We start from the raw sequence: 21,613 nt of genomic DNA, 5'->3' as shown, positions 1-21,613 counted from the left end.
TGGTCATTCAATAGGTAAACACTGCGGCTTAGGTCCAGTAGGTTTTCCCAGGCAGAAACGAAAATGTCGCCATCTTCGCGGTTTCCCTTTACTTCCGCCTTAACGCTGTCGCCAAACGTTAGACTAGATTGCCACTTAGTCCGCACTATAATCCCTATTGAATGTCTGAAGCGAACAGTCTAGGAGTTTTCCTCGGACAGCCCTTGCCATTTCCCTAGCCTCTTTTGCAGAGTTGATTTCATATGGGACAGAATAAACACCAGCGGCCAACTACTGTTTATTCCTTATGCCATAATCCCCTCAAACTCCACTCAAGGCAGGCTACGCTGCTTGCCTCAACCTCATACGTATAAAGGTGAAACAAAGACAGGTTTAAACCCCAATTCGCATGCAAGGTATTGCCACACAAGCCGCAAAAATGGGGGCCTCCGCGGAAGCAGGGTCATCGCCCACATGCCATTGTGGATCGCCCTACGACCTTAACTCCCAGCGTTAACCCAAGGCTGGGCGCCTCAAGCCAACACAAGGAACTTCATCGATGTGCCCTTTGACGGATTTTTAGCCCCGCCTTCAGGAATGGAGGACTGACTAGAATACTGCACCACTCCAAATTAACAATTATCATATCATAAAATGGATAGACCAACAATATAACAGTTTTGGAACTGCCGCTACTTTTATTCCATTATTGGTTCCTGTTAACAATGTAATCTGTTATTGCCTCTAATATGACTGTATTAATTCCCGTCTTTATTAATTGTTTTTTTGCTTCAAGCAAATGCCTGTTCAATTCTCTTGACGCGCCTTCGAGCGTTAAAAGTTTTGGATACGTGTTTTTATGATTATGTTCATCACTTCCAACCGGTTTTCCCATTACAGTAGCATCACCGATACAATCGAGAATGTCATCTTGAATTTGGAATGCAATGCCAAGATGAAAAGCAAATTTCCGCAAATGTTCCAATTGCGATAGGGTTGCATTTGCCAGCATTGCACCCGCAAGTATTGATGCCATAAGGAGCTTGCCGGTTTTCCGTTCATGGATAGATTGGAGCTCCTCAAGGGTCAATTCTTCATTTTCCGAATCGATATCAACCGCTTGTCCGCCAACCATTCCTTCAGGGCCTGCCGCTTCGCTAATCAGCTCAATGATTTCAAGTTTCTTCTCGGGGCTTATATTAGGTGCCGAAGCAATCAATTGAAAACTATATGTCAATAACCCGTCTCCGGCTAGAATTGCATTTGCTTCACCAAATACTTTATGATTCGTCAATTTACCCCTTCGATAATCATCATCATCCATAGATGGAAGGTCATCGTGAATTAAGGAATACGTATGAATCATTTCAATCGCACAGGCGATCTTCATCCCTATGGAGCTTTCTTTTTCAAACGCCTCAATGGTTGCCAGCGTTAAAATCGGGCGAATTCGTTTCCCACCAGCCTTTACAGAATAAAGCATCGCATCGATTAAAGGATTAGGGACGTTGATTTCATTTAAAGACAGAAGAAGGTGTCGATCGATCTCTTTTCGTTTCTTCGTCAAAAATTCCTGTAGCTCTTCCACTAATTTTCTTCCTCCTGAATGACAAAAGGCTTTAACTCTCCATCTTCTTGCAAGATTAAATCCATTTTCTTTTCAACGTTTTGCAATTTTGAATGACACAATTTCGAAAGATTCATCCCTTGTTGAAACAATTCAATGCTTTCTTCAAGAGGGACTTCCCCTTCCTCCAACCGCTCAACGATATGCTCTAATTGTTCCATCGCTTCTTCGAACGTCATCTCTTTTTTTTCTTCGGACATTTAGTTCTCCTCCATTCCCCAGACATGACAATCAAGTTTGCCGTCTTTCAACTGAACTTGCACGGTATCTCCCGGCTGAACGTGTTTTATTGATTTAATCAAATTTTTTTCCGGCGTATAGACAAGGCTATAGCCTCTTTCCATAATCGAAAGAGGATTTAATGCGTTTAGGCGGGAAATGATGTGGCTAAAATCAGATTGCTCACTTTTAACGATTTGTTTCATTTGCCGCACGATCGATTTCTTCAGCTTCATCTGCGCTTCTTTCGCTCTTTTCAATTGCAAGGCCGGCGAGAAATAGAGAAGCTGTTTCTGTTTTTGCTCGGTTTGTACGCGCTTTGTTTCGATTGTTCTCGCTGTTTCTTTATGAAGCGACTCGAGAAGCCGATCCAATTCCAGCTCTTTTTGTTTTACTAACTGCGTCGGATACCTGAAAGCGTACGATTTTTGAATCCTTCCTAATTTCTCGCGCAAGGATGCCGTTTGCTCAGAAACTGCCCGTTTTAACCGAAGCTTTCGTTGATTTAATCGGTCTTGTAATTCTAACAAATGAGGCACGGCCAATTCGGCCGCGGCTGTTGGCGTCGGAGCACGCAAGTCTGCGACAAAGTCGGCAATCGTAAAATCGGTTTCATGACCTACAGCGGAAATTATCGGAATGGTTGATTGATGGATAGCCCGGGCGACCATTTCTTCATTAAAGGCCCATAGCTCTTCAATTGAGCCTCCTCCCCTTCCAACGATTAAAACTTGCAAATGACGGGCCTTGTTCGCCGTTTCAATCGCCTTTGCAATCGAAGGTGCCGCACCGCTTCCTTGCACTAGAGCGGGGAATATCGTGACACGCGCGATCGGAAACCGCCTTTTGATCGTAGTCAAAATATCGCGAATGGCCGCTCCAGTTGGGGAAGTAATAACTCCAATTTCCATAGGAAAAAGCGGCACTGCCTTTTTTATTTCTTCTGCAAACAACCCTTCTTGCTCAAGCTTTTTCTTTAATTCTTCGTAAGCTAAAAAGAGGTTCCCAATTCCATCTTTTTTCATTGTTCTCGCATATAGCTGGTATTGTCCCTGCGGCTCATAGACGGAGATTTCACCTTGAATAAGCACCTTCATTCCTTCCTCCGGCCTAAAGGACAAAAAACGATTATTCCCGGCAAACATCACCGCATTGATTCTGCTCTGTTCGTCTTTTAACGTAAAATACAAATGTCCCCTGCTATGCATTTTTACGTTCGAAAGTTCACCGCGTACCCAGACATTTTGCAAATTCCCATCTTCTTCAAACTTTCGTTTAATATATCGGGTTAACGCGCTGATCGTAACATAACGGTCATTTTGCATGTTAAAACTCCCCTAAACTTGAATGGCTCATAGTTGTTTACTTATTTTAACAAGCACGCCATTAACAAACCTTCCTGATTCTTCACTCCCGAATACTTTCGCCAATTCAATAGCTTCGTTCATGGAAACATTAACCGGGATCTCTTCTAATTGTGTCATTTCAAAAGCGGCCATCCGAAGCACAACTCTTTCGACATTTGCCACCCGGTTTAAGCTCCAATTTTCTAGATGTTCAGAAATGATCCGATCAAGTTCATCTTTCTTTTCAATCGTCCCAAAAATAAGTGTATTCATAAATTCATCGTTCTTTTCATTATCATCACATACGTGCTCAATCGCCGCTTTTGGATCGATTTCGCTAACTTCTACCTGAAACAATGCCTGGAAAGCTTTTTCCCTTGCTAGTCTACGTTTCATTCCCATACTCCTTTTCGTTTTCAGCTCCGCCAATACCTATTAAAAAATCAAAGGGGATGATACCCCTTTGATTTTTATCAATATACTTCAGGTGCTTCCTGGAGCTTTTCCTTTGCATCGAATTGAACACCGACAATAAAGATGTTAATCTCATTTGCTTCCAGCGCTGTCATATTCATCAAAGCCTGTCGAATATGATCCTGGATATTTTGAGCAACTTCCGGTATGGAAACACCATAATTGACTACAACATAAACCGAAATGGTGATTCCGTCTTCTGTCAGTTCCACTTTGACGCCTTTCCCGTGCGATTTTCTTCCTAATCGTTCGGCTACGCCTGCGGCAAAGCTTCCTCTCATTGAAGCAACACCTTCTACATCCGATGCAGCAATGCTGGAAATTACTTCAATGACTTCAGGTGAAATTTCAACTCTACCTAGATCCGAGTGATGCTCTTCCATTTCAAATGTCATTTCATTCATGCTTACACCTCCAACTATCGGTTTTAAGCTTTGGCGTATTCGTTCAAAAACTTATGAACAGTTTTTGCGACTCTTCGCTTTACTTTTAAATTTTAACCTGAGACAAATCATGAAGTTCAAGAAATTTTGTATTAAAATGACCATTCACAAACGTTTCATGATTTAAAAGACGCAAGTGAAATGGAATCGTTGTATGAACACCTTCGATCACAAATTCGCTTAACGCCCTTTTCATACGGTCGATCGCTTCCTGGCGCGTGCTTCCGTACGTAATGACTTTCGCAATCATCGAATCATAATAAGGCGGGATCACATACCCCGGGTATGCGGCAGAATCGACTCGAACCCCGAGGCCCCCCGGCGGTAAATACATTTCAATTTTCCCCGGTGACGGCATAAAATTCTTATCCGGATTTTCGGCATTGATCCGGCATTCCATCGCCCAGCCGTTAAACACGACATCCTCTTGTTTAATCGAGAGTTTTTCACCGTTTGCGACACGTATTTGTTCTTTAATTAAATCTATGCCGGTTACCATTTCTGTAACAGGATGCTCCACCTGAATGCGCGTATTCATTTCCATAAAATAAAATTCGCCACTATTATGGTCATAGATAAATTCGATCGTTCCGGCACCATAATAATTAACGGCTTTAGCGGCCCGAATCGCAGCCTGTCCCATCTCTTCACGTTTTGCTTCTGTTAATGCCGGCGATGGAGTCTCTTCGAGCAGCTTTTGAAGGCGGCGCTGAATGCTGCAATCACGTTCTCCTAAATGGATAACATTTCCGTGTTTGTCGCCAAGCACCTGGATTTCAACATGTCGGAAATCTTCGATATATTTTTCAATATATACTCCCGGATTTCCGAACGCCGTTGCCGCCTCCTGCTGGGTAATGGAAAGTCCTTTTAAAAGCTCTGACTCGGAACGGGCAATACGGATTCCTTTTCCGCCGCCTCCTGCTGTTGCTTTTATTATAACAGGATAACCGATTTCTTTAGCAAGCTGAATGGCTTCTTCCTTGCTTTCAATAATGCCGTCAGATCCTGGAACAATCGGAACACCAGCTTCTTTCATCGTGGCACGGGCAACATCTTTAATTCCCATCCGATTAATGCTGTCAGGGCTCGGTCCGACAAAAATAATATTGCATTCCCCACAAATCTCGGCAAAATCAGCGTTTTCCGCCAAAAAGCCGTATCCCGGATGAATGGCATCGGTTCCAGTCAACGTTGCAACACTCATAATGTTCGTATAGTTTAAGTAGCTGTCCTTGGAAGACTTTGGCCCTATACAATAAGCTTCATCGGCAAGCCGAACGTGAAGGGCATCTCTGTCAGCCTCCGAATATACTGCAACCGTTTCAATATTTAGCTCCTTGCACGCACGGATAATTCGTACAGCGATTTCTCCGCGATTGGCGACGAGTAATTTTTTTATCATTTATCTTCACCTCTATTCCGCTTTTACTAAAAACAGAGGCTGCCCGTATTCCACCAATTGGCCATTTTCCACCAGGATTTCAACGATTTCACCGTTTACTTCGGCTTCGATTTCATTAAAGAGCTTCATCGCTTCAATAATACAAACAATCGAATCTTTTGAGATTTTATCTCCAACTTTTACATAAGCCGGGCTGTCTGGAGATGGGGATGAGTAAAAAGTTCCAACCATCGGCGATTCAATTTTATGTAAGTTTTCATTTTTGTCTTCTTTCGGTTCACTTTGCTGAACCTCTTTTTCTGCCGGTTGCGGCTGCATTTGGGTTGCTTGAGGAGCCGGCATTTGAGGCGGTTGAACAAAAATCGGCGTTTCCGCATTCGGGATTACTTTCGGTTCAACCGTCGCTTCATTTTTCTTTAAGACAATTTTTGTCCCTTCATTTTCAAACTGAAATTCATCGATGCTAGATTTGTCGATTAGTTTGATCAATTCCCTGATTTCCTGTATTTTCAACATAAAAATCCAACTCCTTCTTTCAACAAAAATCCTATTTAAAAAAGATAACTATAGGACAAACTTTTAAATTGGCACCTTCTATTGTAACCAGGTACTAGCATTAATAAATAATACCACATCCAATTCATATTGGATAGCTACCTACTATCATACTAACCTAAATTCCAAAAAAACTTAAGTGTTGTCTTTTTTTTGTTGACAAAAAAATAAAACCGGGAATTCCCGGTTCATTTTGCAGGCTGGTATTCTACGGCTACTACTCCGGTGCCAAGCTGCGCTTTTGCTTTATTCATTATTTCTACCGCCGCTTTTGCTGATGGCTTTTTATTTGCCTTCACGATAATTCTCACCTGGTTATTGTCCGTATCCGTATTGACAAGCACATCTTTATAGCCCATCGTTTCAATTAATGTTTCAAGCGTCTGTTCTTTCATCGATAATTTTTCTAACTTCTGTATTTCTGCCTGGGCTTGAGCTTGCTTTTCCGCAGATACGTTTGAAGAAGCTGCAATTGTTGTAAGGTGCTCTCTCAATTTGTCACGGTCTTCTTGGCGCTGCAGACGAAGGGCGGTAAATGAATCGCCTGAGTTGGCGAGCTCAACCGTGTTGCTTTTTGCCGCCTTTTCTTTTTGCGAAAGCTTGTCTTTTTCTTTATTAAGATACGCCATATCATCATTGTTCGCCGGAGCTAGAATGTAATAAACGGAAAGAACAATAATTAAACTGAGCATCGTCAACAACCAGACAGTCTGTTTTTTCAAAAGCATGTTATTCCCCCTCACTTTTTTTCGGTTCAACCGAAACACGATTCGATCCAATGTTAAACACTTTCGTTACCGCATCAATAATCATTGCCTTGACTTCAATGTTCTCCGCCCCTTCTGCAACGACTAATACCCCCCGGACGGCCGGTTTTTCAGTAGATGTGATAATCGGCTCCTCGCGGTCACCGTTTTTCACCATGACCACTTCGTCATCATCTTTTACATCTTCAATCGTTCGTTTTCCTCCATTTTTATCTTCTTCGTTGGTCGTTTGGCTCTGGCGATTTTTATTGCGCTCAACTAATTTTTTCTCGGACGTTTCTAGACTGACCATCACTTCAACTTTTCCTACTCCATGTATATGTTCAATCATTTCTTTTAATTGATTTTCATAATCTTTTTCATAATCCTGCATCTTTTTAGAAGAAAGTTTTGTATTGCCGATTGTTTGTTTTGTTTGATCTTCCTTACCTGTTGACATTGTCGTAAGCGCCGACTCTTCGGAAGGAGAAGAAGATGTCCATTTGCTGAGCAGCATAAACCCTAAGCCGGCAATTAATAATAGTAGAATAAATGTATGCGGCTTTCCGGGCTTTTTCTTTCCTACTCCAAACAGGTCCATTAACGATCCAAACTTTCCATTGTTTTTTACTGCGATGATCCTTCTCCTCCTTCCAAGTAAAAATGAATTTTCTCTTTTTCGATTTGCCATTTTTTTGCTAAATCATCCTGTGCCGGCCCCAGGTTTGTAGCCTCTTTTTGTTTTTCGTTCTTTGCCGGCAAAGACGTGTCAATTTGAACATCTTCTACGTTAGATACTGCAATATCTTTTTTAGAATCGCCTTTTGCCACAAATACATTAACTTCTTTCAACTGTTTCGGATCCAATTGATTACCCACGGCGGATCCGTCCTTTGCAATTAATTCAACCTTCTTTACGGCTAATCCATACTTTTTCATCATCTCCCCTGTGATTTGTTTCTTCATTTGCTCTTCTGTTATATTTAATACATATGCACCTTGTGAAGCTTGTATATCTTTTTTCTTCAAATCTATTGAATTTTTCATTTCCTCCTCATTCGCCTCTGAATGGATACCCATTGCTGAAAATACCTGGTTAATATCCGATCCCGCAAACTTTAAAATAGGGTTTAATATCGCAAGGATAAGAAGCAGACCGACGACCATTTTAATATATTTTTGAAAACTCGTATTCGGCAAAAGCAAGTCCAAAATCGTGGCAAATAAAATAATTAAAATGATGTTTGTTACCCATTCCGTAATCATTTTCATCATATCGATTCCTCCCTAATTCTACCGAATCATGAGAGAGAGATTTCCGCTTGCAACAATGACAGTGATCGCTAAAAAAAACATGAGGGAAACGGTTGCAAGAGCCGCAAAGATAAACATCACGCTTTTTCCAATAATTTCGAGACATTTAATAATCGGCCCACCGCCAAGAGGTTGAAGAATGGCTGCTGCCAGTTGATAAATCAAACCAAGAGCGAGCACTTTAATGGCGGGAAACAGTGCGATTAATAGCAAGATCGCAACTCCGACTACGCCAACCGTATTTTTGAGCAAAAGCGAAGCGCTCATTACCGTATCCGCTGCATCCGTAAACATTTTGCCAATGACTGGAATAAAATTACCCGTGACAAACTTTGCCGCTTTGATCGTAATTCCATCTGAAATTGCGGTTGTTGCCCCTTGTACGCTAATGACGCCAAGGAAAACAGTAAAAAAGACCCCGAGCGCACTCATTCCAACCGTCCGTAAAAGTTTAGCCAGTTGTGTCACTTTATAATGTTCAGATAACGTGCTGACTAAACTAAGTATCGCGGACAACAAGAAAAGCGGAAGGACAAAGCTGTTGATTAAAATTCCGCTTGAATTCACGAGAAATACAATAATCGGATGAAAGAATGAAACGGAGGCGACGCTCCCGATCGTTGCCATTAATGCAAGCAATAGCGGCATGAGAGCAATCATAAAATGCATCATGTTGGCGATCGCCTCTTTTACATAGTCAATAGCGACATGAAAGCTGTTTAGGGCAAAGATGATGATCACCATGTAAATGATCGCATAAGCAACTTTGCTGATGTTATGTTGTTCAAATGCGTTTTGAATCGATTGTAGCATCATGCTAAATACGGTGAGGAGAATGAGTGTGCCAAGCAATTTTCCGTGAACGAGCAGTTCATGAAATAGAAATTTCAAAATGCCTATCGCCCACTCTTTAAAGCTAAACGTCTTTTCTCCTTTCACAAAATCCATGAAACTTCCTTTTTGGCTTTCCGGCAAAAAACCGCCATATTCTTCTGCCACTTTTGTCCAATATTCTTTAATTTCATCGATTCCAAGGCTATTTAACTGCTCGTCGATCATTTCATCTTTCATTGATGCCGCCCTGGCGGAGGTCGTGTCCGTAAAGATGATGAAGACTGCGCACAAAAAGATAAAGAGGAACAGTATTTTTCTTTTCTTAATCTGGACCACCTCCCCGGCTCATTTTTCAAGCTTATTTCGGCAATAGTTGAACAACCGTTTCGATGATGACTGTTAAAATTGGCAGGGCCATGACGAGGATTAATATTTTTCCGGCGAGTTCAATCTTTGAAGCAATGGAGCCTTGTCCGGCATCTTTTGCTAATTGGGTACCGAATTCAGCGATGTACGCAATTCCAATGATTTTTAAGATCGTCTCAACGTACACCATGTTCAATTGGGCATTGGACGCAAGCTTCTCAAGCATTCGGAAAATAACGCTAATCTTGTCAATTAAGAAAAGGAAGATTCCAATCCCTACAACAAGTGTTAAAATAAAGGCAAAAGACGCTTTTTGTTCCTTCAGTACGAGAGCGAGAAAAGTAGCGATTAACCCTAGTCCTACAATTTGAATAATTTCAATGTTAATAACCTCCCTCTTTCAAGCGTACTTGCTAAAGTTTATTTAAAAAGAAAAACGCCTTTCACCTTTTGAAATAGATCGTCTAATAGTGAAATAACTAAAAACAATGCAACGACAAAGCCAATAAGCGTCACCCAGTGGGCATAATCTTCTTTACCGATCATTTTTAACACACTATGAAACATCGCTACAATGATCCCTAATCCTGCGATCTGAAAGACGATATTGACGTCAAAGCCCATTTTAAAATCCCCCTATTTTTCAAATGAGTAAAATGATCAGTAATAAACCCGTTAAGAAACCTAAACTTTTGAACATTTTTTCATATTTGACTTGCGCATCTTTCGCTTCACTTAATTCCCTTTCAAGATGAGTTAACGCTAACTTGATTTGTTTTTGTTGATTTTGCCGATCATGCCTGCCCAATGTAGCACCGAATTGTCTCAAAATCTCTAACTCATTATTTTTTAATGCCAATTGATGGCGGTTTTCGTTAATGGCTTCATCCCATGCTTGTTGAACGGTCGTCGATTTTGCAGTGAGCTTCTCGGACACCATTCGGAAAAAGTCCGAGGTCGGCCCTTGAAGCTGTTCGCTTAAATGCAAAAACGCCTCATCAAGCGGTATTAAGCCATACATAATCTCAGCTTCTAATGATTGTAGCGCTACTTTGAAATTTCGCAGCTGCTTCGTTCGGTCCGTTACTTTTTTCGCCAATTCAAATCCCATCCAGGTTGATGCTGCAAGAATACAGATTGCACCAAGCCAATTCATCGCCTAAGCCTGCTTTCTGTAATGTTTTCCAACTTTGAATTATAGATCGTTCGAACTGTGCCCGGACCGTTTAACCGAGTTAATTCTACATAGCGGTCAAAAAGTTCCATCTCAATTAGCTTTAATATCGTCGGCCTTTTCATAACGCTTTCCAGCGAAAATCCATGAGCCGTCATCATCATGACAACACCGGCATTCATCGCCTCTAAAATGGCTTCACTATCTTCTTTACGGCCGATTTCATCAACAATCAACACTTCAGGGCTCATCGAACGAATTAACATCATCATCCCTTCCGCTTTCGGACAGGCATCAAGAACATCGACCCGTTTCCCTAACGGATGTTGAGGGATTCCTTTCACGCATCCGGCAATTTCAGATCGTTCGTCCACAATTCCCACTTTTTTCGATGGGATTGCTTTCGGCTCGACCCCCATACTAACGATACGTGTCAAATCTCTTAACATCGTAGTTTTCCCTGTTTGTGGAGCACCAATAATTAATGTGTTAAGCCAGCGCCCGCTTGCGAATAAGTAAGGAACCAGTGAGTCAGCGACGCCCGTCTTAGCTCTCGCAATTCGAATATTGTATGAACTAATATCTCGAATGGCTTTCACAGTTCCTTTTTCCGTAATCACTTTTCCTGCCAGTCCAACTCTATGTCCACCGCGAATGGTGATATATCCTTGTTTCAACTCTTCCTCAAGCGCATAAAGAGAAAAGTGACTTAATTGATTGATTAACTGGGCACCGTCTTCACTTGAAACAACATATGGGCGCCCATACATTAACGGATATTCCGGTCTTCCATTCACAATGAATTCAAGAGGCTGGTTTAATCGGATGCGGATTTCCTCAATTTGCGCTTGTTTAGCTTCGGGATAGTCGGCTACGAGACATTTCATAGAATCCGGGAGTACAGCTAGTACATCTTTCAAAGCCACCACTCCATAAAAGAAATTAGTACTATAACCTATGGCTTTTCCAATCGTTTTATGACCTAGAAAAAAGAAAAAGCCTCATTCCGTATATTGGAATGAAGCTTTCTCTTTTCTTTATGCCCTTGATACGTATTGTCCGGTACGTGTATCGATTACTAGCTTGTCGCCCTGGTTAATAAAGAAAGGAACTTGGACAACTAATCCCGTTTCTAATGTTGCAGGCTTTGAACCACCAGATGCAGTGTCCCCTTTAATTCCAGGTTCAGTTTCAGTTACTTCTAGTTCAACCGTGTTCGGCAGCTCGACCCCGATCGTTTCACCTTGATAAGTCATAATGTGGACAGTCATGTTTTCAAGCAAGAATTTCAATTCATGCTCAATTTGTTTTGCCGGCAATTCAATTTGTTCATATGTTTCGTTATCCATAAACACATAAGAATCACCAGAAGCGTACAAATATTGCATTCTGCGGTTTTCAATATGAGCTTTCGCCACTTTTTCGCCGCCGCGGAACGTTTTTTCTTGAATGGATCCGGACCTTAAATTACGAAGCTTGGAGCGGACAAATGCTGCCCCTTTTCCCGGCTTTACATGCTGAAATTCAAGCACTTGCCAGATGTCCCCATCCACTTCAATCGTTAATCCCGTTTTAAAATCGTTTACTGAAATCATGTCTTTTCCTCCCTGTTTGCTAGCGGGCCAAAGCCGCCTTAAAAAACCTAATCTCCCAGGATAATTAAATCTTTTCGAGAATGCGTAAGTATTTCATTGCCATCTTTCGTAATTAAAATGTCATCTTCAATGCGCACGCCTCCTAAACCAGATATATAAATCCCCGGTTCAACCGTTACAACCATTCCTGGCTTAAGGACCATATCAGATTTAGCGGATAGCGAAGGGCCTTCATGAACTTCGAGCCCAATTCCATGCCCTGTCGAATGGCCAAAATAGTCACCATATCCTTTTTGCGCGATAATGTCTCTCGTTAAAGCATCCGCTTCTCGTCCAGTTATTCCTGGTTTAATCTTTTCCACTCCGTTTAACTGTGCCTCATATACGACATCATATATCGCTTTCAGTTCCTCAGATACTTGACCGACTGCCACTGTTCTTGTTATATCAGAACAATATCCTTTGTAGTATGCCCCAAAATCAAGTGTGACCAATTCTCCTTCTTGGATGATTTTGTCTGAGGCAACACCGTGGGGCAGAGCGGAGCGATATCCTGAAGCGACAATCGTATTAAACGAAGAAGAAGTTGCGCCATTTTTTCTCATGACAAATTCCAATTCATTTCGAACATCAAGTTCACTTATTCCCGGTTTAATGAAATTTGTAATATGTGAAAAAGCGCTGTCTGCAATCTCAGCTGCTTCCTTTAATATCTTAATCTCTTGTGAATCCTTTATCAAGCGCAATTTTTCAACGATGCCTGAAGTAGGCACAAAAGTGGCATTTATCCCGGATAATTCATTTTCATAAGTGCGGTATTCAGAGTACGTAAGATACTCTTGTTCAAATCCAAGCCGCGTAATCCCCAGTTCATGTGCAACTTTCGCCACTTCTATTGGAACCGATGATGTATGTAAAACGATATCAAACTCTTTTGCTTGCTCCTTAGCTTGATCCATATAGCGGAAGTCCGTGATCAATTTTGCCTCTTTTTCAGAGATGACGAGAACACCGGCCGTTCCCGTAAATCCGCTTATGTATTTACGGTTGCTTAAAGACGCGATAAGGATACCATCAATGCCAAACTCTTTAAATTCATATCGAAGTTTCTCTAAACGCTGCATAAGTTTTCCTCCTATTTTTGTGCTAACAATGCATCAATGGCAAGTTCATACCCTTTTAATCCAAAACCTACGATTTGTCCTATTACAACAGGCGCGATGACAGATTCATGCCTGAAAGGTTCTCTTTTATGGACGTTAGAAATATGTACTTCGACAACCGGGGTATTCACACTTGCAATCGCATCACGGATCGCATAACTATAATGTGTGAAGGCTCCGGCATTCAATACAATCCCAATATACTCCCCCATTGATCCGTGAATCCAATCAATGAGGTTTCCTTCATGATTAGACTGTCTGCACTCCACTTCACATTCTTTGCTTTTTCCGTAATCAATTATCCTTTTTTCTAACGTTTCAAGCGTATCGAAACCATATTGGTCAGGTTCCCTCTTTCCGAGCAAATTTAGATTAGGGCCGTTTAACACTAAAATGCGATTCAATTTAAGAGTTCTCCTTTAAATGAAAAATAGAATGTCACATGAACATTCTATCACAGCTCTATTTTTTTGAATAGTTAGCTACTTTTTTGATTATTCGTCCCATATCTTTCCGAGTATTCAAAGGAAATCGTCATTCCAATAAATAAACCATATAAAATAAAAAGACAAAGGGTGGTCACAACGGTATTTTTACCGATTTTATTCATTGGTTCAAGGCCCGGAAAGATTGGATGAAGGACATAAAATACAATAAACCAGAGTACTGTCCCATACAAAATACCGGCCCACATGCTTTTAACTTTTGAGAGAAGAAATCGGTATCCAATAGCTACGAGGATAGAAAGCAGGGCGAGAATAACAACCCCTATTAAATGACCGAGCCACTCGTTTTTCCATTTACCGAGGGCCCACGGCGCAAGAATAAGCGCCGGTCCGACTTTTGTGAAGTTAAGATAATACGCTAAAAATGCGATTAGGCTCCAAATTAATCCCCCGAAAAATCCAACGCTGATCACTCTGCTCATAAACGAACCATCAGTTTCCATTTGTTGTGATTTTTTGTCTTCCAATTTTTCCGCCTCCTTTTTTTCACATTATGTCCATTTCATTGATTTTTCTTGCATAAAAAACAAATAACCTACTAATAATCGGTGTAAAAATTAAATAAAATGGGAAAAATACAACTAAGAATGATCGTCAGCCTAGAGGATTAAGGTACTTTCCTGTAGAATAAAAGTACCTAAGGAAATTCAATATAGGTTGAGGTGTAAAAATGACAAAAGACAAAACACCGGCATATGGTGGTCAGGCAGTTGTAGAAGGAGTAATGTTTGCCGGTAAACATACGTATGTAACTGCAATTAGAAGAAATGATAATACAATAGAATTCTTTGAAGTGATCAAAAAAGAAAACATCTGGCTTAAACGGTTGAAAAAAGTCCCTATTATCCGGGGCATTGCCGCAATCATCGAAGCCAGTGCAAATGGTACAAAACATTTGAATTTCGCTGCCGAGCGGTTCGGTGTTAATCCTGGCGAAGAAGTCGAAAAACCCCGTGAAACATCAAAAGCTACTTTTTTTCTAAGCTTAGCAGTGATCGGAGTGCTCTCCTTTTTGTTTGGCAAGTTTATCTTTACCCTTGTGCCTGTATTTTTAGCAGCGGCTTTTAAACCAGTCATTTCTGGCCACATCGGTCAAAATTTGCTTGAAGGCCTATTTAAAATATTGTTTTTACTGTCCTATATTTATTTCGTCTCACTTACGCCTACGATTAAACGTGTGTTCCAATACCACGGTGCGGAGCATAAAGTAATTAATACCTTTGAAAACGGGCTTGATTTAACAGTGGCAAATGTTCAGAGTCAATCAAGGCTTCATTATCGTTGCGGGAGTAGTTTCATATTATTTACCGTTGTTGTTGGAGTAATTATTTATTTATTCGTTCCGACAGATCCGCTCTGGTTGCGGGTTTTATATCGGATTTTATTGATTCCGGTCGTTCTTGGTATTTCATTTGAAGTTTTGCAAATCACCAATAAACTACGGGAAATGCCAGTTTTAAAATTTCTTGGTTATCCAGGACTATGGCTCCAATTGTTAACAACGAAAGAACCAATGGACGATCAGGTTGAAGTGGCCATCCTTTCCTTTCAAGAAATGCTTAAGCGAGATGGCGAATATGAACAAACGGTACCGAATCAAAATGAAAAAATTGTTTAATTATTCAAGGAGGTGAACCTTTTGCATCGACAGTTTTTTAATCCGCTCATTTGGGTTATTGTGGCGTTGGCAGTAATTGGGCTTGTTTTTCATTCACCTCAAGGACTATTTACACGTCTGATCATTATTGCTGTAGTTCTTGCAATTGGTTTCTTTCTTTTCCAACGGCTTCGTCCAGGTGAAAAAGGGAAATATGCAAAAGCAGTGAGACAATCGAAGAAAAAATACGGAAATCACCTTTCAATTGCCAAAAAAACTACTTCCTCAAAAGCAAAGACTGCACCATTTAAAAAGCGAAAAAGAGAACATAATTTCACCGTTATTGAAGGGAAAAAAAATAAGAAAAAGAATCGGGCGTCTTTTTAAACCGTCCGATTCTTTTTCTTTTCTATAAACCGCGCTCTGCTTACGATCCAGCGATTTAAAAATTCGTCTGTTCGGTTAAACCCAAAATCGATTAATGATCGTTTCGTTTCTTCAGGCAGTTGAAAATCAATCATTGAAACTTTTTGCGCCGGTATAAAAACGATATCTCTTGCGTCTTGCTTCGAAATATGAAGATTATCATGGGCTTCCCTCATCGTTTCAAAAAGGGCATAAAACATTTCAAAGGCATTTCTAACACGATGCGAAGGAATTTCCTCAAGGTCGGAGCTCAATTGAAAACCTAGAATAGGGCGGATCGACGTTCTATCCTTCCGCTGAAAGAGCCAGATTGGAAAATTGCTCAATACGCCTCCATCGACAATATAACTCTTTTGTCCAAGCCGATTGTATAGCGTAATCGGATAGAAAAAATACGGTATGCTGCAGCTCATCCTGACGGCTCTGGCAATTGAAAAACGTTCCGGTAACAGTCCGTATTCCTCTAAATCGTCAGGTAAAACGACAAGCCTTCCTCTTGAGATGTCGGAAACAACAATTTTAAGCGAACCTTCCGTAATGTCTGCGAACGTTTCAATCCCTCTGGCATTTAAGGCGTCACGAATCCAATTTTCCAGGGCGTCACCTTTAAACAAGCCGAGTTTCCAATACACTTTCAACCAGTTCATAAAAGGAATAGGAATTAATGATTTTTTCTTATCCATAAATTGTTTTAAATCCGTTTGATCAACTAATGTTTCGATGTCCTTTGATTTGTAGCCTGCAGCAACGAGTGCAGCAACGAGTGCGCCGGCGCTCGTTCCGGCAACTCGATTAAACTCAATCCCCCTTCTCTCCACTGCATCTAAAGCGCCGATTAAAGCGATCGCCTTAATCCCGCCGCCAGAAAATACACCGTCAATGATCATCCTTTTCTCCCCCCATATCATCCTAAGCAGGAAGGGACGTACAATATTCTAAAAAAAACAAAAACCGCAAAAGCGTTTTTCATAGAAGGAAGGAGCCAGAATAAATGGACAAGGCGCCACTGAAATAAAAAAACAATCATGACGATTGTCAAGATTGTTCCTGTTCATTTCTTCTTTGCACTTCTTTAAGGTCTTCAACCCGTTTAGGGTCTTCCTCAAAATATTGAAGCAAATCCCCAATCCGGTCGATCGCGTTCCAGCTTAAGTGATGTTCAATCCCTTCAACATCCTGAAAAATATTTTCTTCTTCAACACCGATAACTTTTAAGAAATCTTCCAGCAATTCGTGTCTATATACAAGACGCTTCCCTAATTTTTTCCCGCTTGGGGTTAATACAAATCCACGGTATTTTTCATAAACGAGAAATTTCCCTTTATCAAGTTTTTGAATCATTTTCGTAACCGAGGAGGGATGGACTTCGAGGTTCTCCGCTAGATCTGAAACTCTTGCATATCCTTTTTCTTCAATTAATGAATAAATACGCTCAATATAATCTTCCATACTTGGTGTTGGGGGCATCTAAGTTCCCTCCCATCATTCATTTGTCAGCTTTTACTATTAAAATGATACTATACTCCAATGTGGATGACAAGTAAACATCGCATCTTATCTTTCATATAAAAGAGGCTGAACTAGAACGTTCAACCTCTTTCAACGGGATTACAACCCGCATTTTAATTGGGCATTGCAGTTCGTGCATGTATTGCAGCCGCCGATTTCTTTCACTTTCCCTTTGCGGCAGACCGGACATGTATTACCTACTTCATTGCCGATCGTGACGTCTGTTGCCCGTAAATCCGTGATTGTATCGACGAGGACGACTTTGCTTTTTTCGTCATCCGTACTTAAATTCATTTCCGTTTGTTCAAACGCTTCTTCCGCTTTTAACGTTAGCACCTGGGCGTCGCGGCTTCCGTCGACATAGACCGTACCGCCTTTCGCCCCGCCCCGGTATAGGCGTTCGTATACCTTTTCGACTTGCTCAACGGTATAGCCTTTTGGCGCGTTTACCGTTTTAGAGATGGAGCTGTCCACCCAGCGCTGAATGACGCATTGTGTATCCGCATGCGCTTCCGGCGTTAAATCCATTGCCGCAACAAACCATTCTGGCAAATGATTTTCATCTGCTTCCGGATGTTGATCCAAATATTCCTTCACAATATCCGCTTTGACTTCGATAAACTTCCCTAAGCGGCCGCTACGGAAGTAAGAGAATGAGAAGTAAGGCTCAAGTCCGGTACTCACGCCAACCATGGTTCCAGTGGACCCGGTAGGCGCGACAGTTAATAGATGTGAGTTGCGAATTCCGTGTTTCAGAACTCCCTGGCGAATATCTTCCGGCATCTTCTTCATATAGCCGGTATTGATAAACCGCTCGCGAAGTTCTTTTGTCTCTTCATCCGTTTTGCCAACAAGGAACGGAAAGCTTCCTTTTTCTTTTGCCAATTCGATGGACGTGCGGTAAGCCGTTGTCGCAATCGTTTCAAAAATTTGATCGACGAGCTTGTTTCCTTCTTCCGATCCGTAAACCGTCTCGCAATAAATGAGCAGATCATGCAAGCCCATTACGCCAAGGCCGACACGGCGCTCGCCAAGGGCCTGCTTGCGGTTTGGCTCAAGAAAGTAAGGCGTGGCATCGATGACGTTGTCTTGCATGCGGACACCGACTTCAACCGTTTGTTTCAGCTTTTCAAAGTCGACTTTCTTATTCTTTTTGTCTGCCATATTGCCGAGGTTCACCGCAGCAAGGTTGCAGACAGAGAATGGTGCAAGTGGTTGTTCGCCACATGGGTTTGTCGCAACAACCTTTTGACCGTAAGCTGTTGCATTTGTCATTTCATTGGCATTGTCAATAAAGAAAATGCCAGGTTCAGCTGAATACGTCGCACAAATGTTGATCAAATTCCATAGTTCTTTCGCTTTAATGCGCTTATAGATGCGGATGCCATAGCCCATTTCTTCCCAGACTCTTACATCCCCGATTTCATGCCATTTTTCATTGTAAGCTTTCATTTCTTCAGGCGTGTAATTTTCCACGTCAGGGAAACGGAGCATATACTCTTCGTCTTTTTCAACAGCTTCCATAAATTCTTTCGTAATCGTGACGGAGATGTTCGCTCCAGTTAAAAAGTCTGGATTATGGACGGAATATTTTCCGCCTTCACGAAGCATCATTTCCGCTTCACGGAAGACATCGTCATCAAAGCCGCCTTTGCCAGGAATCTCTTTATAATTTAAGATTCCTTGGTACATCGCACGCTCCGTTCCGGTAAGCGGCGTAAATTTTAACTTATCCTGGGCGACTTGCTTGATCTTCTCATCATTCGTATTCTCAATTAAATAGCGGAGAATCCGCGGGTTTTGCATTTTAGAAATGATGAAATCAATGATATCAGGGTGCCAATCCGCCAGCATGATCATCTGGGCTCCACGCAAATTGTTACTCTCCATTGGAGGGAATGGACATTTCTGCCATTCTCTTGCACTTTCATGCAAGTTCAGACTATATCATCAAAGAAGAAAATTTATTATGAGTTTTTTCTTTAGTTTTTCTTTAGTTCTTCTTTGTCTCGCGCCCCATAACCTCGTTGCCGATTGTTATGGTTTACTCGTTCCCTTTCTTTAATTTTAAACACCACCTCTTAAAATGATATCCACATTAAAGCTTTGGGAACTTTCAATAGTCGTTGAACGTTCATCTTCGTTTCCAAAGATGCTTCGCTGCTGATTGCCCATTGTTCCATCTTTAAGATTTTCTGCATTCACGCTCGCTGTTACCAGCCACGTTGTAGCTCCTAAAGCTTTAGGGTGTTCCAGCAATTCGCGAGATTAAGTCGCCATGTTGTTAACGACTGCCGCCCTGCTCAACCAAATGCGTCAGCTTCGCAATGTCATCAAGCCATGATACCGACCCGGATGACTTGCCGTTAACGCCGCGGGCAAGTGCGTTTTTCGGACGGAGCGTCGACCCGTTCGTTCCTACCCCGCCACCTCTCGACATGATTTCCATCACTTGTTTGCGGTGGTCAGAGATGCCTTCACGCGAGTCTTTCACAAACGGCATGACGTAACAGTTAAAGTAAGTGACGTCCGTTTTTGAACCGGCGCCGTAAAGGACACGCCCCGCCGGAATAAAATTCATTTCAGAGAGTTCCTTGTAAAATCGCTCAAATGATTCTTTTCTTTTTTCTTCCGTCGTTTCTACACTGGCAAGGCCGGTTGCGTTGCGTTTCGCTATTTGCTCATAAAAAATCTCAAGCGGTTTGTCCATCACGTCAAGCGGCCGGGTAATAATTCCTGTTTCCGCTTCTTCCGGCTTATCTAAAACACCTTTAAATTCGTCTTCTACACGAACCTGTGCTTTTTTCTCTTCCCAGTTAATGCCGACGATAATTCCAAGCCCTCTTGCTGGAAATTTCGGATCTTCTTTTACCGTCAAAACGACAAAATCGCCGATCTTTAACGTTTTCTTTTCGGTATCTTTGAAACTGTACCGATCAAGCATGACTAATCGGGACACGCCTTTATGCGTAATTTTCATATCGCTAGTAATTGGGTGTACCTGTGGGAATTGTTCGATATCCTTATTTAAGGATTCAATATTAATCCTTGAAGGATCATGTAATGCTACTCCCATCATTCTCCTCCTTTTAGGTTCGCTTTTAACGGCTAGAACTATTATTTCGCTAACCGTCCTCGCTTTCCCTTGTCAATCTTTCAAAAAATTATCAATATGTTGTATGTAAACACACTACCACTATACTATATATAGGTAAACCTATTGTCAAAAGAAAAATTCTGTCAAACGCAGAATTTGGCGAAAAACAGAGATAATAATAGAAATACGGAGAAATTGGGGCTCATTTACTTCCAAATTAAATGAATTCGCAATTGAAAAAGAAGCCCCATTCGAAAACCGTTGATAAAACAGATGTTTCATCTCATCTATAAAAAACCTTCAAAAAATATATTTTTTCGTTTTATCTCCTAAATGTCCAATCTTTATTTCGGTAACGTGATTCAGCTAACTGTTGAACCTCGCTTTCCTGGTCTTCTGTTAACGTGAATGGACATAATTCGATATTTAAGCCTTTTTCAAACCCTTCTTTAAAAGCTTTCTTTGCATCTTCTATTGTCACGGCTTTATCCGTTAATTGGTTAATAGCGACTGCTTTATTTCGAAAAGCCTTTTGCATTCGCTCACGCACCCGTTCGCTCGGGTAGTTAAATAGGTCAAACAGCTTGTCCTCATCTAACTCCAATAAAATTGAACCATGCTGTAAAATGACTCCTTTCTGCCGTGTTTGTGCACTTCCTGCAACTTTTCTGCCTTCGACAACAAGTTCGTACCAGGAAGGAGCGTCAAAACAAACGGCAGATCGGGGATTTTTCAGCCCCTCCCTTTCCTCCTCGGTTCTCGGGACAGCAAAATAGGCATCAAGCCCTAGATTTTTAAAGCCTTCAAGAATACCTTCAGAAATAACACGATAAGCTTCGGTGACCGACTGTGGCATCTGCGGATGTGCTTCGGAGACAATGACGCTGTACGTTAGCTCTTTGTCATGCAATACCCCTCTTCCGCCTGTCGGACGGCGAACAAAGCCGAGCCCATAATTGCGAACAGCTTCCAGGTTGATTTCCTTTTCAACTTTTTGAAAATACCCGATCGATAATGTAGCCGGGTTCCATCCGTAAAAACGGATGACAGGAGCTATCTTCCCTTCGCTATGCCATGTTAATAACATTTCATCCATCGCCATATTATAGGCCGGATCACAATTGCCTGAGTCGATAAATAACCATTGTTCTTTTTTCACTTTATGTCATCCTCTCATTCACGTACTCTAGTGTACCAAATACAAAAGAAAAACGCTCGCGTTTTTCTTTTGTATTTGT

General features: G+C 41.5%; 24 protein-coding genes and 2 pseudogenes. 2 read left to right on the top strand and 24 right to left on the bottom strand.

Going from position 1 to position 21,613, the window contains the following annotated elements; translation table 11 throughout:
* Positions 1-685: 685 nt before the first annotated feature.
* The 19 genes from H538_RS0105990 to H538_RS0105900 all read right to left on the bottom strand — a co-directional run bounded on the left by H538_RS0105990 (position 686) and on the right by H538_RS0105900 (position 14,213).
* On the bottom strand, positions 686-1,567 hold the full coding sequence (locus H538_RS0105990; RefSeq protein ID WP_035350208.1) for a polyprenyl synthetase family protein: 882 nt from the start codon (positions 1,565-1,567) through the stop codon (positions 686-688).
* Complete coding sequence (locus H538_RS0105985; RefSeq protein ID WP_026676824.1) at positions 1,567-1,806, bottom strand: exodeoxyribonuclease VII small subunit; 240 nt, start codon at positions 1,804-1,806, stop codon at positions 1,567-1,569. Before H538_RS0105985 ends, H538_RS0105990 begins: the two co-directional genes overlap by 1 nt.
* The gene (xseA, locus tag H538_RS0105980; RefSeq protein ID WP_026676823.1) at positions 1,807-3,150 is read right to left on the bottom strand and encodes an exodeoxyribonuclease VII large subunit; all 1,344 of its coding nucleotides are present in this window, start codon (positions 3,148-3,150) and stop codon (positions 1,807-1,809) included.
* Between the two features lie 27 nt (positions 3,151-3,177).
* Positions 3,178-3,567, bottom strand: a complete 390-nt coding sequence (nusB, locus tag H538_RS0105975; protein WP_026676822.1) for a transcription antitermination factor NusB — start codon at positions 3,565-3,567, stop codon at positions 3,178-3,180.
* Between the two features lie 77 nt (positions 3,568-3,644).
* A complete protein-coding gene (locus H538_RS0105970; protein ID WP_026676821.1) occupies positions 3,645-4,049 on the bottom strand; it encodes an Asp23/Gls24 family envelope stress response protein in 405 nt (134 codons plus the stop codon).
* Positions 4,050-4,134: 85 nt separating this feature from the next.
* Positions 4,135-5,493, bottom strand: coding sequence for an acetyl-CoA carboxylase biotin carboxylase subunit (gene accC, locus H538_RS0105965; protein ID WP_026676820.1), 1,359 nt, complete (start codon positions 5,491-5,493; stop codon positions 4,135-4,137).
* Positions 5,494-5,505: 12 nt separating this feature from the next.
* Positions 5,506-6,009 (bottom strand): acetyl-CoA carboxylase biotin carboxyl carrier protein, encoded by a 504-nt coding sequence (gene accB, locus H538_RS0105960; protein WP_026676819.1) that lies wholly within the window; start codon positions 6,007-6,009, stop codon positions 5,506-5,508.
* 227 nt (positions 6,010-6,236) lie between these two features.
* Complete coding sequence (locus H538_RS0105955; protein WP_026676818.1) at positions 6,237-6,776, bottom strand: SpoIIIAH-like family protein; 540 nt, start codon at positions 6,774-6,776, stop codon at positions 6,237-6,239.
* A 1-nt stretch (position 6,777) separates the two neighbouring features.
* Positions 6,778-7,485 carry a stage III sporulation protein AG gene (spoIIIAG, locus tag H538_RS0105950; RefSeq protein ID WP_051291332.1) on the bottom strand — a complete coding sequence of 236 codons (708 nt, stop codon included), beginning with the start codon at positions 7,483-7,485 and terminating at the stop codon, positions 6,778-6,780.
* Positions 7,422-8,069 (bottom strand): stage III sporulation protein AF, encoded by a 648-nt coding sequence (gene spoIIIAF / locus H538_RS0105945; protein ID WP_051291330.1) that lies wholly within the window; start codon positions 8,067-8,069, stop codon positions 7,422-7,424. The genes spoIIIAG and spoIIIAF overlap by 64 nt, the downstream gene beginning before the upstream one ends.
* Before the next feature lie 18 nt (positions 8,070-8,087).
* Positions 8,088-9,269, bottom strand: a complete 1,182-nt coding sequence (gene spoIIIAE, locus H538_RS0105940; protein ID WP_035350319.1) for a stage III sporulation protein AE — start codon at positions 9,267-9,269, stop codon at positions 8,088-8,090.
* A gap of 31 nt (positions 9,270-9,300) precedes the next feature.
* Complete coding sequence (spoIIIAD, locus tag H538_RS0105935; protein ID WP_026676814.1) at positions 9,301-9,696, bottom strand: stage III sporulation protein AD; 396 nt, start codon at positions 9,694-9,696, stop codon at positions 9,301-9,303.
* A 32-nt stretch (positions 9,697-9,728) separates the two neighbouring features.
* Positions 9,729-9,932: a stage III sporulation protein AC gene (gene spoIIIAC / locus H538_RS0105930; RefSeq protein WP_026676813.1), complete on the bottom strand. Its 204-nt coding sequence runs from the start codon at positions 9,930-9,932 to the stop codon at positions 9,729-9,731.
* 19 nt (positions 9,933-9,951) lie between these two features.
* Positions 9,952-10,464 carry a stage III sporulation protein SpoIIIAB gene (gene spoIIIAB, locus H538_RS0105925; RefSeq protein ID WP_026676812.1) on the bottom strand — a complete coding sequence of 171 codons (513 nt, stop codon included), beginning with the start codon at positions 10,462-10,464 and terminating at the stop codon, positions 9,952-9,954.
* Positions 10,461-11,402: a stage III sporulation protein AA gene (gene spoIIIAA, locus H538_RS0105920; RefSeq protein WP_026676811.1), complete on the bottom strand. Its 942-nt coding sequence runs from the start codon at positions 11,400-11,402 to the stop codon at positions 10,461-10,463. Before spoIIIAA ends, spoIIIAB begins: the two co-directional genes overlap by 4 nt.
* Before the next feature lie 117 nt (positions 11,403-11,519).
* Positions 11,520-12,077, bottom strand: a complete 558-nt coding sequence (gene efp / locus H538_RS0105915; RefSeq protein WP_026676810.1) for an elongation factor P — start codon at positions 12,075-12,077, stop codon at positions 11,520-11,522.
* A 47-nt stretch (positions 12,078-12,124) separates the two neighbouring features.
* Positions 12,125-13,201, bottom strand: coding sequence for a M24 family metallopeptidase (locus H538_RS0105910; protein ID WP_026676809.1), 1,077 nt, complete (start codon positions 13,199-13,201; stop codon positions 12,125-12,127).
* An 11-nt stretch (positions 13,202-13,212) separates the two neighbouring features.
* Positions 13,213-13,644, bottom strand: coding sequence for a type II 3-dehydroquinate dehydratase (gene aroQ, locus H538_RS0105905; RefSeq protein WP_026676808.1), 432 nt, complete (start codon positions 13,642-13,644; stop codon positions 13,213-13,215).
* 74 nt (positions 13,645-13,718) lie between these two features.
* Complete coding sequence (locus H538_RS0105900; protein WP_026676807.1) at positions 13,719-14,213, bottom strand: YqhR family membrane protein; 495 nt, start codon at positions 14,211-14,213, stop codon at positions 13,719-13,721.
* A gap of 203 nt (positions 14,214-14,416) precedes the next feature.
* On the opposite strand from H538_RS0105900, the gene H538_RS0105895 reads away from it, so the two are divergent.
* A complete protein-coding gene (locus H538_RS0105895) occupies positions 14,417-15,364 on the top strand; it encodes a DUF1385 domain-containing protein (RefSeq protein ID WP_026676806.1) in 948 nt (315 codons plus the stop codon).
* 21 nt (positions 15,365-15,385) lie between these two features.
* Positions 15,386-15,730, top strand: a complete 345-nt coding sequence (locus tag H538_RS26425; protein ID WP_026676805.1) for an SA1362 family protein — start codon at positions 15,386-15,388, stop codon at positions 15,728-15,730.
* Here H538_RS26425 and H538_RS23215 read toward each other — a convergent pair.
* From H538_RS23215 to H538_RS0105870, 5 genes and pseudogenes are all read right to left on the bottom strand, one after another.
* Entirely contained in the window at positions 15,727-16,656 is a 930-nt protein-coding gene (locus H538_RS23215; protein WP_051291328.1) for a patatin-like phospholipase family protein, read from the bottom strand. The genes H538_RS26425 and H538_RS23215 overlap by 4 nt on opposite strands.
* A 148-nt stretch (positions 16,657-16,804) precedes the next feature.
* A complete protein-coding gene (gene mntR, locus H538_RS0105880) occupies positions 16,805-17,236 on the bottom strand; it encodes a transcriptional regulator MntR (RefSeq protein ID WP_026676804.1) in 432 nt (143 codons plus the stop codon).
* A 141-nt stretch (positions 17,237-17,377) separates the two neighbouring features.
* Positions 17,378-19,150, bottom strand: a pseudogene (locus H538_RS23210) (vitamin B12-dependent ribonucleotide reductase); the annotation flags it as partial.
* Between the two features lie 415 nt (positions 19,151-19,565).
* Positions 19,566-20,354: pseudogene (locus H538_RS23205) on the bottom strand (ribonucleotide reductase N-terminal alpha domain-containing protein); the annotation flags it as partial.
* A gap of 343 nt (positions 20,355-20,697) precedes the next feature.
* Complete coding sequence (locus H538_RS0105870) at positions 20,698-21,534, bottom strand: lipoate--protein ligase family protein (protein WP_026676803.1); 837 nt, start codon at positions 21,532-21,534, stop codon at positions 20,698-20,700.
* Positions 21,535-21,613 lie beyond the last annotated feature (79 nt).

Source organism: Fictibacillus gelatini DSM 15865 (assembly GCF_000430745.1).
GTDB lineage: Bacteria > Bacillota > Bacilli > Bacillales > Fictibacillaceae > Fictibacillus_A > Fictibacillus_A gelatini.
Note: the sequence above shows the minus strand (reverse complement) of the source record. Positions and strands in the feature narration are given on the sequence as shown.

Excerpts from the sequence above, each read along its gene's own strand:
- H538_RS0105985 (WP_026676824.1), bottom strand. The coding sequence starts at position 1,806 with ATGTCCGAAGAAAAAAAAGAGATGACGTTCGAAGAAGCGATGGAACAA.
- xseA (WP_026676823.1), bottom strand. The coding sequence starts at position 3,150 with ATGCAAAATGACCGTTATGTTACGATCAGCGCGTTAACCCGATATATT.
- nusB (WP_026676822.1), bottom strand. The coding sequence starts at position 3,567 with ATGAAACGTAGACTAGCAAGGGAAAAAGCTTTCCAGGCATTGTTTCAG.
- H538_RS0105970 (WP_026676821.1), bottom strand. The coding sequence starts at position 4,049 with ATGAATGAAATGACATTTGAAATGGAAGAGCATCACTCGGATCTAGGT.
- accC (WP_026676820.1), bottom strand. The coding sequence starts at position 5,493 with ATGATAAAAAAATTACTCGTCGCCAATCGCGGAGAAATCGCTGTACGA.
- accB (WP_026676819.1), bottom strand. The coding sequence starts at position 6,009 with ATGTTGAAAATACAGGAAATCAGGGAATTGATCAAACTAATCGACAAA.
- H538_RS0105955 (WP_026676818.1), bottom strand. The coding sequence starts at position 6,776 with ATGCTTTTGAAAAAACAGACTGTCTGGTTGTTGACGATGCTCAGTTTA.
- spoIIIAG (WP_051291332.1), bottom strand. The coding sequence starts at position 7,485 with ATGGCAAATCGAAAAAGAGAAAATTCATTTTTACTTGGAAGGAGGAGA.
- spoIIIAF (WP_051291330.1), bottom strand. The coding sequence starts at position 8,069 with ATGATGAAAATGATTACGGAATGGGTAACAAACATCATTTTAATTATT.
- spoIIIAC (WP_026676813.1), bottom strand. The coding sequence starts at position 9,932 with ATGGGCTTTGACGTCAATATCGTCTTTCAGATCGCAGGATTAGGGATC.
- spoIIIAB (WP_026676812.1), bottom strand. The coding sequence starts at position 10,464 with ATGAATTGGCTTGGTGCAATCTGTATTCTTGCAGCATCAACCTGGATG.
- efp (WP_026676810.1), bottom strand. The coding sequence starts at position 12,077 with ATGATTTCAGTAAACGATTTTAAAACGGGATTAACGATTGAAGTGGAT.
- H538_RS0105910 (WP_026676809.1), bottom strand. The coding sequence starts at position 13,201 with ATGCAGCGTTTAGAGAAACTTCGATATGAATTTAAAGAGTTTGGCATT.
- H538_RS0105895 (WP_026676806.1), top strand. The coding sequence starts at position 14,417 with ATGACAAAAGACAAAACACCGGCATATGGTGGTCAGGCAGTTGTAGAA.
- H538_RS23215 (WP_051291328.1), bottom strand. The coding sequence starts at position 16,656 with ATGATCATTGACGGTGTATTTTCTGGCGGCGGGATTAAGGCGATCGCT.
- mntR (WP_026676804.1), bottom strand. The coding sequence starts at position 17,236 with ATGCCCCCAACACCAAGTATGGAAGATTATATTGAGCGTATTTATTCA.